The 15,954-nt window shown below is 43.8% G+C and carries 9 protein-coding genes; 5 read left to right on the top strand and 4 right to left on the bottom strand.

All coding sequences use genetic code 11. The features are described from left to right. Nucleotides 1-50: 50 nt before the first annotated feature. Together BIW53_RS01930 and BIW53_RS01925 are read right to left on the bottom strand one after the other, a co-directional pair. Nucleotides 51-458, bottom strand: coding sequence for a YbaN family protein (locus BIW53_RS01930; RefSeq protein ID WP_070990112.1), 408 nt, complete (start codon nt 456-458; stop codon nt 51-53). A 129-nt stretch (nt 459-587) separates the two neighbouring features. Continuing rightward, on the bottom strand, nt 588-1,814 hold the full coding sequence (locus BIW53_RS01925; RefSeq protein ID WP_070990110.1) for a porin: 1,227 nt from the start codon (nt 1,812-1,814) through the stop codon (nt 588-590). A 189-nt stretch (nt 1,815-2,003) separates the two neighbouring features. Here BIW53_RS01925 and BIW53_RS01920 point away from each other — a divergent pair, with 189 nt between their 5' ends. The 3 genes from BIW53_RS01920 to BIW53_RS01910 all read left to right on the top strand — a co-directional run bounded on the left by BIW53_RS01920 (nt 2,004) and on the right by BIW53_RS01910 (nt 8,135). Beyond that, nucleotides 2,004-3,962, top strand: coding sequence for a methyl-accepting chemotaxis protein (locus tag BIW53_RS01920; RefSeq protein WP_070990108.1), 1,959 nt, complete (start codon nt 2,004-2,006; stop codon nt 3,960-3,962). A 124-nt stretch (nt 3,963-4,086) separates the two neighbouring features. Continuing rightward, nucleotides 4,087-4,938, top strand: coding sequence for a D-hexose-6-phosphate mutarotase (locus BIW53_RS01915; RefSeq protein ID WP_070990106.1), 852 nt, complete (start codon nt 4,087-4,089; stop codon nt 4,936-4,938). 299 nt (nt 4,939-5,237) lie between these two features. After that, nucleotides 5,238-8,135, top strand: a complete 2,898-nt coding sequence (locus BIW53_RS01910) for a TolB family protein (protein WP_070990152.1) — start codon at nt 5,238-5,240, stop codon at nt 8,133-8,135. A 150-nt stretch (nt 8,136-8,285) separates the two neighbouring features. Here the strand turns inward: BIW53_RS01910 and BIW53_RS01905 are convergent, their stop codons facing one another. Together BIW53_RS01905 and BIW53_RS01900 are read right to left on the bottom strand one after the other, a co-directional pair. Beyond that, complete coding sequence (locus tag BIW53_RS01905; RefSeq protein ID WP_070990104.1) at nt 8,286-10,058, bottom strand: PKD domain-containing protein; 1,773 nt, start codon at nt 10,056-10,058, stop codon at nt 8,286-8,288. A 106-nt stretch (nt 10,059-10,164) separates the two neighbouring features. Then, entirely contained in the window at nt 10,165-11,349 is a 1,185-nt protein-coding gene (locus BIW53_RS01900; protein ID WP_070990102.1) for a tetratricopeptide repeat protein, read from the bottom strand. Between the two features lie 268 nt (nt 11,350-11,617). Between BIW53_RS01900 and BIW53_RS01895 the strand changes: the two genes are divergently transcribed. Both BIW53_RS01895 and BIW53_RS01890 read left to right on the top strand, forming a co-directional pair. Further along, nucleotides 11,618-12,781 carry an efflux RND transporter periplasmic adaptor subunit gene (locus BIW53_RS01895; protein ID WP_070990100.1) on the top strand — a complete coding sequence of 388 codons (1,164 nt, stop codon included), beginning with the start codon at nt 11,618-11,620 and terminating at the stop codon, nt 12,779-12,781. Between the two features lie 15 nt (nt 12,782-12,796). After that, nucleotides 12,797-15,940, top strand: coding sequence for an efflux RND transporter permease subunit (locus BIW53_RS01890; RefSeq protein ID WP_070990098.1), 3,144 nt, complete (start codon nt 12,797-12,799; stop codon nt 15,938-15,940). Nucleotides 15,941-15,954 lie beyond the last annotated feature (14 nt).

Here is a 15,954-nt window from a genome sequence, read left to right as displayed (position 1 = left end):
CAGTATAAAAGGACAGGTAAGATAAGCAATGCTATTGAAAATAGCAGGTTTTATTTTGAGTTGATAATAGCCGGTGGATGTGATGGCTTTGAGCAAATGTAGAGCATTACCATTAGCTCACATAGGGCAACACTGATAAGTACCCACAGTGGTGGTGCATTATAGGCGAGAATAATGAACCCCAATAACATTCCTAAACCAGCGTAACATTTGCCTTTAACTGGGATCACTTGGTAATCATGCCATTGTTGTAAAGTCGGGCCAAACTTATTGTGATTGAGCAGCCAGTTGGCCAGTCGAGGATTAGAGCGAGTAAAACAAGCCAGCGCGAGTATAAAAAATACCGTGGTGGGCATCACCGGAAGCACAATACCCACAAAGCCTAAACCAACAAAACTGATGCCTGCAACATGTAGCCAGAAACACCGATTGAAAAGCGCTGTTACTTTATTTGCCATAGTTGTGCTCACTGCATGAGGTTGATGTTTAAAGCTTATCACAGCGCAACAAGTTTGCGAGTTTTTATATCATCAGCAGTGACAGGTGTCACTGCTGATGATGTGACACTATTCTAGAAATTTAAGTCTCTAGAAATAGTAGCCGATATTAATATTAAAGCGTTGCTCAGTATCATCACTGTCTCCGGCAATAGAGCCGCCGACGAATGGTTGATTCTTAGCATTCACAAAGTCAAAGTAAGTGAAAAAACCACCTGCAGCAACGGACACACCGGTAACATTCATCCAAGTGTCTTCGCTGTTATCTGACTTGTCGTAAATAATACCAAAGTCATTGTAAAATTGTAGGCCAGTGATTGCGCCCCATTTGATAGGCAGACTATAGGCAACATTGAGGTTTGAGGTCATCGCCTCAGCTGCGATACTGTCGTAGAATGCATAAGCGCCAACGGCCATGCGATCTATACTGGTATCGTCCATATCATAACTGTATTCACCATGTTGCAACTGAAAGTTCCAAGGGCCAACGTGGCTGTTCACGTGAATGGCCCAAGAATGATAATCACCCGTTCGCTCTATGCCATTGTGCAAGCCGCCAGTTTGTCCGGAAAAGCCGACTTCAGTTGTTCCGCCTTTATGCTTGAAGTGATACGCATAACGCCCAGCCAATGTGTTGTATTCGCCTAATGGCTGAGTTGGATCATCATATACGCCATCACCCGCCTTACGGTATCCCACCACATCATACGAATAGCGGTCGCTGCGCTCTTCAACATAGCCATCAACACCACCGAGTTCATCATTTTTGAAAAAACCAATATCTAGCTGCCAGTTGTCTTTTAGCTTACGCTTGAACAACACGCCCAAATCATGGTCGTCTTCCAAGCCGATATAGTAAGTAGTGTTAAAGAAGTAATTGTGTGAATTGTATGGCCAGTTGCCAAAGGGGACTTTGGTAATACCTGCCTGAACTTGCCAGTCTTTGGCAAAATCGTAGCCTACATACGCGTATTTAACCGCGCTCATATAATCAAAAAATCGAATTTCGGCATTTAGTTGAACATCACCAATATCGCCAGAGAAGTTGACCCTAAAAATATCAAAATCAAAATCACCGCCACGATTTTTGTTGCCGTCGTTATATGAAGTATGACTAAAGTTAGTTCGTACTGCTCCGCCCACTTTGATGCCAGAAGTTTTCTCAGCTTTTTTCTCGGTGGACTTAGCCTCAAGCTTTTGGATTTGCTTTTGTAAATCTGCAAGCTGTTGTTTTAATTTGTCTATTTCCGAATCATTGGCCTGAGAAATGGCTGGAAATAGGCCCATTGCGAGCACAAGAGGTGTTAATTTATGCATGGTTACCCACTTTTGAGTTACTGTGATAGTTACTTGTATGTATTAGGGTAGACTATTCTAACTAAATATCTCAAATTAGAAATAGTTATACGTTTATAAGTAAATTCAAACTATTACATATTGTTACCTTGACCACTTTGTGACTTGCTAGCTATATTTTTTTATACGGTAAATATGGATGGTCGCGTTATGAGTATTTCGCAAAAGCTGCGTCTGGCTTTTATTTCAGCGATTGTGCTGCCTCTTTTGATTATTGCAGGGTTGATGATTTCGCAGACCCGACAAGCTTCACTGGATAACTTTTCGCAATTAGCAAATCGAGAAGCGCTACAGATTGATAACGGTATTAGTATGTTTTTTGGCGAAATAGCTAAAAATGTGGATTATCTTGCCAGTCACCCCAAAATATTAGCAGCGCGTACTCAGGTTAAAACATATTTGAATACAAGTACCGCGACACAACTCAATTCTATGCAAAACCATGAAGTGGAAAAGTCTGCTTATCAGCAGTTTGAGTTATTTGGTCAAACTCACTCTGGAATTGCATATATTTACATGGGCAATGCTGAAGGTGGATATATTCAATGGCCACAAGGCGAAGTCAACGCTCGGTATGACCCGCGTACACGACCTTGGTATCAAACCGGTGAGCGGGGCGATGGCGAAACAACCAGAACAGATGCTTATTATTGGGCACCGGATGACATGGTCATCGTCTCAACAGTGAAAGCCATCAAGGATAATGGTCGTGTCATCGGTGTACAGGGGATGGATGTGTCGTTAAGTGGTTTAACAGATATCGTTAAGCAGATCCGCTTAGGTGAAACGGGCTATTTACTACTGGTGGAAAACACCGGAACAGTTTTGGCGGATGCCAGCAATTCTGAGCATACCTTTAAGCCTTTGACGGACATATCTGGCGGTGCCTTCTCTGATTTCGCGCGCTACGATTCTGGAACCTACAGTACAAAAGTTGGTGGTAAGGAGTATTTTGCGAACATTTATACCTCAAAGCGTTTGGGCTGGAAGTTTATTGGGCTGGTACAAAAAAGTGAGGTTATGGCTTCAGCCAATACCATGACCATCACCATAGTGGCTCTGAGTGCAATATTAATTGCCGTGTTTGTGGTTTTGTCTACTTACATTGCACGCTTGATCTCTGGCCCCATTGTGGAGGTAAGTGATGGCTTAACGGTGATCTCGCAAGGGGGTGGAGACCTTACGCAGCGATTAGATATCGCGACCAAAGATGAGACAGGCAAACTGGCCAATAGTTTTAACCTGTTCTTAAATCTTATTGCTCAACTAGTTACGCAAATTAATCAGTGTGCACAGCAAGTGGCGCAAACCGCACAGGCCACTTCTGGTCAAGCGAGTGAATTGACGGAGTCTACTGTGCAGCAGCAGCAAGCCCTTGAGATGGTGGCGACAGCCATAAATCAAATGGCTACAACAGCTAATGAGGTTGCGGCCAGTTGTGCAAATGCTGCTGAGCTTGCGTCACAAACACAAAGCGCATCGCTATTAGGGCAGGATGTGATCACCAAAACAGTATCCAGTGTGGCCGATCTTGCTTCGGTGATAACCAGTGCTACTTCAGACATCACACAATTGGATAGTGAAAGTGAAAATATCATGTCTATTTTAAGTGTGATCCGCGGTATTGCGGAGCAAACCAACTTATTAGCGCTGAATGCGGCTATTGAAGCGGCTCGTGCCGGAGAGCATGGTCGAGGCTTTGCGGTGGTGGCTGATGAAGTACGTGCTTTGTCGCAAAGAACCTCAGAGTCCACAGAAGAAATTGCAGCTCAACTTGATAAACTGCATAAAATGACCGAGCAAGTTTCACAAGATATGCGTAAGAGTTTGCGTGCTACTGAGCAAACAGTAGAGCTGAGCCGCTCTGCACAGACCCAGTTTTCAGAGATCACCCAATCTATTCAAACTATTAACGATGTTAATACACAAATTGCTACAGCAGCTGAGGAGCAACAACATGTTGCTGAGGACATCAGCCGTAACGTAGTGGATATCAAAAATGCCGCGGATAGTGTGACAGAAGTAGCCAATAACACCGCTAAAAGCGGAGAAAAGATGAATCAGTTGTCCGCTAAGCTCACAGCTTTGGTGGGGCAATTTAAGGTATGAGAAAGTTTACCTCACTCTAATGGCCAATGATGAGGATCCTTCATCTTGGCCGTTATTTATTTACTCTCAAGGCACTTATTCGGTAATGTAGCAGACAGTAAGTAATTCAATAACAAGGTGAGATATGGAATTATCAGCATCAGTTTCGATTCGACATACCGAAAGTGGACTTGAATACATTAATGTTGACAGTCCGTTGTGCTCAGGCAAGGTGTTTTTACAGGGGGCGCAGCTTAGTGAGTTTACGCCCAAGGGCAAGCATAGCTTGATCTGGGTGTCAGCTGATGAAGATTATCAAGAGGGAAAGGCAATTCGTGGCGGTATTCCCATTTGTTGGCCTTGGTTTGGCGTACATGAAAAAGTCGATTGGCCGATCCATGGTGTCGCACGTAAGCTACTGTGGCGCGCCGAAGATGTACATGAGCACAGCGATCATATTCTAGTCAGGTTGTCGTTACCCATGCGTTCTGTGGACAAAACTTATTGGCCATATGAATCTAGGTTAGAAGTAGAGTTTAGGTTTTCCGAGCAGCTGGAAGTTCGTTTGACGAACACAAATCTAGGCAAAGAACCTTTTACCTTATCTCAGGCGTTACACACCTACTTTCCTACTTCAGCCATTGAACAAACACGCGTTGATGGCTTGCAGGGGGCAACTTACATAGAGTTTGGTGAAGGCCCGTTTACGCAACATGATGTGGTCACATTTGAGCGAGAAACAGACATGGTGTATACACAAGCTAAAGCTGTGCAAACAATTCACACCCCAGAAGGGGTGATTGAAGTGGCCAGAGAAAATTCAACCTCTTGTGTACTTTGGAACCCTTGGATAGAAAAGTCACAGCGGCTCAGCAATTTTCGAGATGATGAATATCACTCTATGTTATGCCTTGAAGCCGCAAACGTCATGGAAGATAAAGCGCGCGTTGAGCCAGGGCAAAGTCATACCTTGGCAACGCGCATACGTTGGCTCTAATCTTTAATACACGTCGCATGCTTGGCGTAATCTCGTTAAGCGTGTGACATAGCTGCTTGCCAAGTAAATACCTTATCTTTGTATTTCAATATATCTTCATACTTTAGAAGCAGTCGCGCCGCTATTTCTAGCTGTATATACAAGTAAAATGCTGTGTTTCTGGTGTTATGCATACCAAGTGGTATGGGGTGATACGAGAACTGTCGTCATTACTTACAATTTTTATTTATTTTTCACAGAAGCTCACGCTGATTATTTGGCATACTGACAATAAGCAAACTTGTGAGGTGTTAAAATTTATGCGTTTACAGTGGGTATTTGTGAACTTGATCAGATTTGTTGGCTTGGTTATAGCGTCAGTCTGGATGACTTTAGCTTCGGCGGCTCCTGCTTGGTACACGATACAGACCGAGCACTTCAACATTCACTATACTCAAGGTCATCAGCTCTGGGCCATCAGCGCGGCTAAAGAGTTAGAGATTGTGCGTGATAAAGTGTGGCAGCAACAGAGCAGAGGGTTGAGTAAAAAAGCGGATGTGGTGATTTTTGATCCTATCCATGCTGCGAATGGATTTGCGCTTCCCAGTACTGATAATCCACTCATGGCTTTGTTTACGACACCGCCGCAATCAGATACCGCCATTGCTAATCATAATAGTTGGCAACAATTACTTATATTGCATGAATACATACATTTAGTGCACCTTTCTCAGCCTAGCAGGCATACATGGAAGCAGGCATTGCGGAATGTATGGGACTTGTATGACGTGTCCCAAGCAATGATGCCGCGTTGGGTGGCAGAAGGATATGCCACGTTGGTAGAGTCAAAAATGACGGGACGTGGCAGGTTATATGATAATTACAGTGAGGCGTTGCTCAGGGAGTTGGCACAACAAGGTGCATTGCTATCCTATGAGCAGTTGAATGACGGCAACCATGAGTATCAATCCAAAGCAATGGCTTATTTACTGGGCGCTCGATTTCTCGCTTGGTTAGAGCAGCGCTATTCACAACAAACACTCGATTCGGTATGGACCCGTATGCGAGCAGTAACCTCTCGAGACTTTACTCGCGCTTTTAAGGGAGTATTTGCAGAACATCCAGCAACATTATACCGGCGCTTTATTGCTGAATATACCTATCAGGCAATGGAAAAAGAACAGCAAGAACCTGTTATGGCAAGTACCTTATGGCAAGAGTATGCATATGGTGCTAGCAGTCCTGTGTTGTCCGCTGATGGTAGTCGGTTGGCTATCGTAGAGCACGATAAGGAGGGCCGAGTAAAACTCAATGTGTATCAGACTCAAGATGACCCCGATGCAGAGCGAAAGTTCATGGACAAACAGCGCACTCTGCTTAACGAAGATCCGCAAGATGTGGCTGAAGTTCGTCCTAAAGTGTTCGCTAAAAAGACACTTTACTCACTTGAACCTATAAACTTTTCTGGTATTCGGTATCCTCAGTGGTTAGATAATAATACGTTGTACTTCATTGCCTCTACTGCGGATCAGGCAAATCCTAAGCAGCGAAGGGGAGAGTTGTTTCGCTGGTCTGTTATCTCGAATAAAGTTGAGCAACTCACCCAAAATCAAGCAATCCGTCGTTTTACCTTGGTAGAGGACGGTCAAACCATTTATGCCGAGCAGGTGGCGTATGGCTATTCAGAGCTGGTAAAAATTCATTTGCCAAGCCAACAGGTAACAGCCTTATTTGATAAACAGATAAGCACTTTATATGACTTCCCTTCATATAGTGCTGCGCAGCAGAAGCTCGCATTTTTGAAACATACCATAAATGCAGATTGGCAGTTGTATATACAAGATGTGAATGCTCGAAATACTTACCCTGTTCCCTTACCCAAAGGGTATCAGTACTTAACACAACCTAGTTGGTCACCTGACGGAGATGCATTGTATTTTGTGGCAGGTAAAAATGGTGCTCTGGATATTTATCGATACGAGCTCAGTACAGGCGCGTTGTATCAACTGACACAAGGGCAAGCACTATTTCAATTCCCTATCGCCCATAAGTATGGACAGTTGCTCTATTTGTCGAGTGGATTCGAGGGGGTGGACATGTACCAGTTATCAGCTTTGCAAGGAGAGTTAGTGAATGAACTTGAACCTAGAGCACAATCAGGCAGTGTTAATGGGGTGAATGGTGAAAAAGCGCCAAATAGCTATGCCACTGTATTGCCACCGGCAAGGGTGCATCAAGATGATATGCTTTCGCAGCGATACGACATTTGGCATCAGGATGCGTCACTGACTTTGGGGGCGCAATATGCATCGGCAAGTACAGCGTTAATTAATGTTGGCTTAAAAGGGTCGGATTTTTTGGAGCAGTTGAGTTGGCATATCGGGCATACGCAAGATGTATCACGAGGTCAACTTCAAGGAAATTTTGCAAAGTTACGTTATCAATATGATCAGTTTCAACTAGATATACATGGCTTTGATTTCGAAGTGACTAATGAGACAAGTACTTCTTCTGACAAGGTCGGTGAAGAACAGCATGGTATGTTTGCACAGTTGAGTCAGCACTATCAATGGGGACAGCTCAATTTACAGACTCAGTTTGCGGGTTTGTTCGGCAAACAAGCACAGCGACAACAGTCGGTATCTCAGCGTTGGCTGCGGGTAGGCATAAAGCAGTCATGGTTGTATGATCAACAATCCTTTGCCATAGGCCAAAAGCTATCGGGCTACTGGTTAGAAGGGCAAACCGCAGAGCGCAATTGGCAAGGACAAAGCCTTTCAGCTAGCCTGTTTGGTAAAGCTTTTTATATCCCAATGGCGCTATCATATCAGTATGCTAAGCGAGAAAATCAGGCTCTGCAGCTCGGTGGATTCAGTTCGTCGCTAATGAGTGAAACGCGTTTGGCCAATATCATAATGGCGCCTGAACTGCCATTTTACACTGCTCAAGGGAACAAGTATGAAGGTTTTAGTGGGGCAATAACGCTAAAAGAAAGCTATCCGTGGCTGTACTTTCAACAACACCAACTAGATGGGCAGTTATTTGCACAAAGTTACGGTATTAAATGGTCTGTTGGGTTTAACGGGCAAACTTGGTTGGGTAAATTTTCCCCTGCGGGGTTGAGTGACTTCAAAGTCGATGTCGGAATGAGTCGTGTTGAAGGAGACAGTTTTGAAAATGAAAATAGAGCCTGGTTTGGCCTGTGGTACGACTTATAACCTAATATCTTGAACATAAATAAAGAAAGGCGACATAGAGCGTCGCCTTGAGTATAAAACAGATATGGAGAATGAAGAGCATGTCAGGATGTACACCTGTCTGCATAGAGCAATAAATACTCTGCTCTACCCATATTCTCCCGATATGCCTTAGTTAGTATAGTCTGCTGTTAGCTGTACGCCATTAAATGCAGAAAATGCTCTGATCATGACATGATATCTACCAGCGCCATCGTTTTGTGTACAGGTTTCACCATTACCCCAACGGTAAGGACGGCAGTCGTATGTAGAGGTTGTAGGCTTTTCATCTTTACGTACATATAAGTCCGCATCACCCGTGCCACCGGCCATTTTGAAGGTAATATTGGTTGCACCCATCGGCACATCAAAATAGAAGAACTGCTCTGAGTATTTTACACCCGACAGATCCGTTCTTGCTACGCCTCGTTGTAGCTGCGCAGGGTCGGTTGCATCAGAGACAGAAACTGTCTTACTAAGAGAAGCAGTTTGGCCTTGATCGTCTGTGACTGTCAGTGTTACCGAGTAATCGCCACCATTGGCGTAAGTATGTGCGACATTGCTACCAAAACCATTGTTGCTATTGTCGCCAAATTGCCATTCATACTGGTTGATTGAGCCACCAGGCACGTTAGAGTCTGAGCCGTCAAATTGGCAAGCTAACTTGTCACAGCTGTAGGTAAAGCGAGCTGCCGGTACAGGGTCACTACCAGGTTGATCACCAACCGGGATTTGATTGTTAAACTGACTAGCAACTTGCGGCCAGATCTTGCTGATTTTAGCACCTTTGTTAGTACAGCCACCCAAATGGTGTAGTGCGATAACATTGTTGGTTGCCGCTGCAAGTACAGGAGAACCAGAAGAACCGCCAATAGTATCACAGTAATAACCAAGATCTGTACCTGTACCACGTCCATTCGCATTGGCTTCATTCACCTGACATAGGCCGTTACTGTCTTGATCTGATTCAATAGACAGCTCTTTTGGGTTACCAGAACCATGCTGTGGAATATAGATACGTTCGCCTTGCGTTGCATCGCGCACATCCAAGCCGAAATAGCCGAATGGTTCTGTTAATTCAAAGTCGTTCACAGTGAATAAGGTGTAATCTAGTGTGTAATCAGTTTTTAGGAAATCTCTACCCGTGACCTTGACCACTGTCTCTTTGGTGCTGCCGTTACAGCTTGTGTGTTGGTAATTAAACCATACTTCCGTTGATGTAAGTTCTGACGCTGTTTCCACACAATGGTTGTTAGTAAACATGTGGTTATCGGCACCAACACGCCAACCAGTACATAAGCTACGACCACCAATAACTAAGCGTGCCACCGGACGACTGCGCTCAAACTCAGTAGGGTGAGATTGTGCCCAACACTGAACGTCTCTACGCTCATTAACCCCACAGGTTGATAGTGTATCAACATCAGCAGCGCTGAGCTGATCCTCGGTACCAAAGTGGTAATAGTCGATGAGAGGTGTGCCTAAGTTAGCATTATTTGCCTGACCCGGTGTGTATTCGACGACAACTGTATCGCTGGATACAGACATTGCTGCAAAGTCACTGGCACCGTTATCACCTTTTTCTAGAGTTGCTTTACGCATATCCGAAGCGGTGTATTCATAACGCTCACTATTGTCTGTCGCTCTGACAACCAGCTTACCACCACCATTTAAGTTAATGTTTTTAAAGTGTAGTTTTATATAACTGGCATCTGGGTGTGAAATAGTTTGTGAGATTGTGTTGGCTTTACCACTGAGCGCTAGGTTCAGTGTTTCGGTTTTACCGATGATGGTTTCGGTTGTTTTGCTTGTGAAGTTTAACATTTGCTCTTCAGTTAATGGCGCTTGTGCGAAAGCGGTCATTGAAACAATACTTAGAGCGGGGAGAAAATAGCGTTTTTTCATTGTTGATCCTTACATGTTTTTGTTTTGTCTAAAAGTTAGACACATCTAAGGTAGAACGAAAAAACGCATAGGTAAATAAGTTGTTAATAATAAATTAACATTGAGTTTAATTTTGTTCTTTGTTTTGGTTATAACTACTGCCAACATATTTGAGCGTATTCAACTTGGCCTGATAGACCCCTTGTTTTTCCCGATCTTCCGATTTTTCGATGGCGTACTGTAAATACATCGCAGACTTTTCTTTTTTATCTTGTAGATAGTAAATCTTCGCCAGTGCAAAGTAGGGTTCGGGAATGTAGGGCGTTGTGGCAATTAAGTCTTTTAGAAGGGATTCAGCTCGAAAATAGCGCTCTTTGGCAATTTCTTGTTCGGCAAGTTGTAAAAAATCAAACGGCGTTTTTGCGTTGTCCAACAATTTTTTTTCTAGTTCTTCTTGCAGTTGTGTGTCTGAGAGCTGTTGCGCAAGATAGCTGTAGCTATAAAGTAAGTTGCTGCTTACTAGCTGATTATTCACGGCAAATTCAAACAGTTTTTTGGCGGTATCAGTATCACCAACTCGACGGTGTAAAATAGCAGCTAAGTTAATCATTTCGGGATCATAGGGGGCATATTCAAGGGCTTGAGAAACGAGGGAATAGCTAGTATCAAATTGTTCTGCCAGTAATGCTTCAGTGGCGAGGTTTGCGTAGTATTTTGCCACTAAATCAGCGTACGTAGCGCTGCCGACAAACACCAAGTCTCGTGCTGGAAAGTAGTCAATTACAGTACCCGGGCGAATAGCATACAGCCAATTCTTATCATCTTGCTCAGGAGGGGCATATAGCTTTGTTTTAAAATGATTAGATACCAAAATGGTCTGGCCCTGTTTTTTATAAATGGGCATGCTGGCAACTTCTCTAAAGCTCGTTTCTACGCCGAGTATATTAGCATATGCTTGAGTCAAAATTGCGAGGCTAATACAGTTACCTTCATTCTTTGCTAGTGTATGGCTGGCATTGAGTGTGGCACCATCGTAACTAAACCTATCAAGGCTGCTATCCAGATAGTTGGCGATAATGGTATCGGCTCGGATATTTTTGAGTTTTTGTTCTTCGGCGTAGTTTATAAACTTTTGTTGTTCTGCTTCTGGTAGTGCAAAGATACTCGCTTCATTTTCGATATCCAAGCGGGTAAAAAGGGTATGATTTAAAAGGGTTGATGGTTTTTTAAGTGATTCTTTTATTTCAACTTTCTGCGTCTGTTTGCAGCCTGTGAGGAGCAGTATTAATAGCAGTGCAAAGAACTTTTTCATGGTGATACTTCCTTATTCATCAGACGAAAATGTAATCTTTCTATAGGCAGTTTACAATCGTTATCACAGCATTTTAGTTATGTTTGAAACAGATATATGTTTAGGTTGTATAAGCGGTGACTTTGTCGCCTAACTCACGCCCATCTTCACATCATCCATCTCTTTGAGAGCTGGCCCTAAAATATGTAATAGAAACTTACAAATGTCACGTTTTTCTCAGCCATAAACTTGTTATGATAGATGTAGGAAAATTACACAAGGTGCAGTCATGAAAACGAACATAATGAGGTGGATTCTACCTTTTGCAGTGTTAACTCTCGGCGGTCTAGGAGCGTGGGGTATTAATGCAGTGGCAGCAGATCCAAAAGAAAAGGAACCCGTTGACAGCAGACCCGTGGTCGAAGTGGAGTCGATATCAGCGTTGGATCATCAAGTCATCATTAATAGTTATGGTGAAGTAAAGCCGTATGAGCAAACCAACCTATCCGTTCAGGTGTCTGGTGAAGTAACGTATTGGCATCCGAACTTTATTCCAGGTGGTGTCATTGCGCGTGGCGATGTATTAATGCGTGTAGAAAAAGATAATTATGAAGCCGCATTGCTGCAAGCTGAGGCTGAGCTATCTCGTGCTCAAGCAGCATTAATTGAGGAGCAAGCGTTGGCTGAGGTCGCCGCCGATGAAGCGAGACGTTTTCCGAGTAAAAAGCATACTGACTTATTTTTACGTAAACCTCAGTTAATGAGTGCCAAAGCGGCGGTTAAATCTGCGGAAGCGGGACTAAAACGTGCGCAGCGAGATTTAGATAACTGTGAAGTTGTAGCCCCCTACGATGCACTGGTCGTTTCCCGTAGTATTGGTTTAGGTCAGTTTGTGAGCGTAGGCACACCTGTTGCTCAAGTTAACAATATTGAGGCTGCAGAGGTTGTGATCCCCATTGCAGGGTTCGACAGTGCTTTCTTACCTGAACGTATTGAAGGTATACCAGCCACTGTGACGCAAAGTGGATTGAACGGTTTTACTCGCCAAGCTGTAATTGATAGAGATTTAGGCGTAGTGGATACGCAAACTAGAATGGTGAATTTGGTTGTTAGAATTGATGACCCTTATGGGCTGGAGTCAAAGCAACCCGCACTGAAATTTGGTGCGTTTGTACAAGTGGAATTTGCGGGCAAAACGCTAAGTCGTATATACAAGCTGCCGCAGGATTTAGTGAACAACCAAACGGTTTGGTTATTAAATGATGAAAACAAGTTAGAGCCGCGTAAGGTTCAAGTCATTCGAGAAGAAGGCGAATACTTCTATGTCAATGTTGGCCTAAATGGCAATGAACGCATTGTAACGACTGTACCTGAGTATCCGCAAAAGGGTATGGCAGTCAAAGTTGCTGGTGCTGATTCATCTGATGCGAAAGCGTCAAAGCAAACCTTGTAAAGGCTGGGGTCAGTAATGAGTACACAACAGCACGAAAAACAAACAGGCGTGATAGCCTACTTTGCTAATAACTCTGTCGCAGCTAACCTGTTGATGTGGTTCATTATCATCGTTGGTATTGCCTCTTATTTTTCCATTCAGAGACAGATGTTTCCGAATGTAGAATTAAACTACATTAATATACAAGCTAATTACCCAGGAGCATCACCGCAGGAGATAGAAGAAAGTATCCTGATCAAAATAGAAGAAGCGCTCAAAGATGTTACCGAGATAGAAGAGGGAGTTTATCGAGCATTTCGTAATGGCGGTAGTGCAACATTAGAGATAGACCCCGATGTTGAGCTTGCCGATGTGATGGATAAAGTAAAACTCAGAGTTGACGGTATTGCCACGTTTCCAGCTGCGATGGAGCCGTTAACGGTCAGCCAGAGGGAATTTCGTCAAGATGTTATAGGCATGACTGTTTCAGCGGATTTACCGTTGACGGACTTAAAACCTATAGCCAAAAATATAGAAGACGAATTGTTGCAGTTGAGCAACGTGTCTCTGGTAGAGGTGAGTGTTCCTTTGGATGAAATTGCCATTGAGATTGACCCTGATATGTTGCGTCAATACAACCTCACTATAAGCGATGTGACGCAGGCGATCCGTGGTTATTCAACGAATTTATCTGCCGGTCAGTTGCGCACTGATGCGGGGATTATTTCCGTGCGCGTTGAAAACCAGTCTTACAATGGAGACCAGTTCCGTCAACTTCCTGTAAAGGTAGGAGAAAATGGCGCCAAGTTGTTACTCAAAGATGTGGCCGTGATCAAGGATGCCTTTACCGAGGGTGAGCGGTATTTCAAACTCAATGGTAACAATGCTGTGTATATTGCGGTCAAGGCAACGAAAGAACAAAACATGATCCCAATCGCGGAGACGGTTAAAGACTACATAGCGCATAAAAATGAACAATTGCCGGCAGGGGTGCAAATTGATCCTCTTGTTGACATGACCTACTACCTCAATGGTCGCCTTGATATGATGAAGAGTAATCTTTTTCAAGGGGCTATTTTGGTCGCCATCATGCTTTCCATCTTCTTACGTTTTAAGTTAGCGTTGTGGGTTATGGTTGGCCTACCTATTTGTTTTTTAGGTGCCATAATGACGATGCCGCTGCTTGATATTACGGTCAACGTGGTCTCACTCTTTTCGTTTATCATGGTACTGGGGATAGTGGTCGATGATGCCATAGTGATAGGCGAGAGTGCCTATACAGAAATTGAAAAGAACGGACCGGGTGTTGAAAGTGTAGTGCGTGGCGCTAAACGTGTTGCAACTCCTGCGACATTTGGGGTTTTAACCACGATGGCAGTCTTTGTGCCACTGATGTTTTCAAGTGGGCCAGACAGTTCTAACTTTGTGTCAATCGCGGGTGTTGTTTTACTGTGTCTGGCGTTTAGTTTAATTGAATCAAAACTAATCCTGCCAGCCCATATTGCGCACACGAAATTTGATCCGATGCCAGAAAACAGTTGGCGAGTTCGTTTCAATAAGCGCTTTTTTGGTTTTGTTAACGGGCCTTATAAACGATTTATAACCCATTGTGTACAGTGGCGATGGACGGTACTGTTTGCCTTTGTTGGCATGTTTATCATGAGTATTACGCTTATCACCAGTGGTAATGTGCGCACGTTATTTGTGCCCAAAATACCGCATGATTTTCCAGCAATAAATTTAACCATGAATGACAATGCATCGGATGAACAAACTATTTCCGCAATTCGCCAACTAGAAGCGTTGATCTTGTCTGTAGATAAAGAAATAGAGCAAGAATACGGTCAAAAAATGGTGCGTGATGTCATGGTGATGAATGAGGGTCGTACCGAAGGTCGAGTGTTAGCACCTTTAGTCGATGAGCCGCTCAGACCATTTAATACCTTTGAATTAACCCGTCGTTGGCGTGAGAAAATGCCTGAAATAGCCGGTGTGAAATCGATCCTTATTGAGGAAGAAGTTATAAACATCGGAGGAGATGGTGATTTTGGTTATCTGCTTTACGGCTCCGACATTGAGACCTTAAACGCGGCGGGCAGACAGCTAATTCGTATGTTGCAAGATGAAAAAGGGCTTTTCGATATCAGCTCGACCATCGACCCTGCCAGCAAGGAAATTCAACTGATACTCAAACCTGTTGCGTATGACCTAGGGTTAGATTTGCAAAACATTGGTTCGCAGGTCGGGGCAAGTTTTTACGGTGGAGAAGCACAGCGTGTTATCCGCAATGGTGAAGAAGTGCGCGTGATGGTACGTTATCCAAAACTGACTCGTGAAGCTTTCTCATCGTTGAAACATACCGTGATCACCACAGCTGAAGGTAAAGATGTGATGCTAGGTGATATCGTTGAGCTCGTTGAAAAGCCGGGGATCAGCTATATCCGCCGTGAAGAAGGTTATCGTACCGTTTATGTTTATGGCAACATTGATGAGGAAGTCGTTGAGCCTAACGCCGTGACCAAGCGTATTGATAATGACATTTTACCTGAGTTGTTAAAGGCATTTCCTTCAGTTAAAACTAAACTGGGTGGCTCGGTTGAAGAGCAGCAGGCTCAGGCTAATGAGCAACTGGTATTTTTCATTGTTGGTATGTTGATTGTGTACATACTCTTGGCCATCCCGCTGAAAAGTTATGCACAACCTTTGATTGTGATGTCTGTGATCCCATTCAGTTTGGTGGGCGCTATCTGGGGGCATCTATTCTTCGGGCTAGACCTGAGCATGATGTCAACATATGGGATCATTGCTGCAGCCGGCGTGGTAATCAATGACTCGTTAGTAATGACGGACTTTGTGAACCAAGCGCGAAAACAAGGCATGCCGCTTAAAGAGGCGGTGATCAATGCAGGTTGTGCACGTTTTAGGGCGATCACTTTAACATCTATTACGACCTTTGCTGGTGTTTTGCCCATCATGTTTGAGACCAGCTTACAGGCAATGTTTGTGATCCCTATGGCTGTATCACTCGGGTTTGCAGTTATTTTCGCAACCTTGATCACCTTGTTACTGGTGCCTTGTCTGTACATTATTATGACGGATGTTAGAGCGGTATTTAGAGCTTTGTTTAAATCGTTGAAACAGGTTCTGACTGCTCGAAGAGATCAACGTATGCCTAATTAAGTAAGGTGATTTCA

Origin of the sequence: Pseudoalteromonas byunsanensis, from assembly GCF_001854475.1 — a bacterium.
Lineage (GTDB): Bacteria > Pseudomonadota > Gammaproteobacteria > Enterobacterales > Alteromonadaceae > Pseudoalteromonas > Pseudoalteromonas byunsanensis.
This window is presented reverse-complemented; position numbering and strand designations above follow the sequence as displayed.

Coding starts and splice junctions, on each gene's coding strand:
- BIW53_RS01910 (WP_070990152.1), top strand. CDS start 5,238: ATGCGTTTACAGTGGGTATTTGTGAACTTGATCAGATTTGTTGGCTTG.
- BIW53_RS01905 (WP_070990104.1), bottom strand. CDS start 10,058: ATGAAAAAACGCTATTTTCTCCCCGCTCTAAGTATTGTTTCAATGACC.
- BIW53_RS01900 (WP_070990102.1), bottom strand. CDS start 11,349: ATGAAAAAGTTCTTTGCACTGCTATTAATACTGCTCCTCACAGGCTGC.
- BIW53_RS01920 (WP_070990108.1), top strand. CDS start 2,004: ATGAGTATTTCGCAAAAGCTGCGTCTGGCTTTTATTTCAGCGATTGTG.
- BIW53_RS01895 (WP_070990100.1), top strand. CDS start 11,618: ATGAAAACGAACATAATGAGGTGGATTCTACCTTTTGCAGTGTTAACT.
- BIW53_RS01890 (WP_070990098.1), top strand. CDS start 12,797: ATGAGTACACAACAGCACGAAAAACAAACAGGCGTGATAGCCTACTTT.
- BIW53_RS01930 (WP_070990112.1), bottom strand. CDS start 458: ATGGCAAATAAAGTAACAGCGCTTTTCAATCGGTGTTTCTGGCTACAT.
- BIW53_RS01915 (WP_070990106.1), top strand. CDS start 4,087: ATGGAATTATCAGCATCAGTTTCGATTCGACATACCGAAAGTGGACTT.
- BIW53_RS01925 (WP_070990110.1), bottom strand. CDS start 1,814: ATGCATAAATTAACACCTCTTGTGCTCGCAATGGGCCTATTTCCAGCC.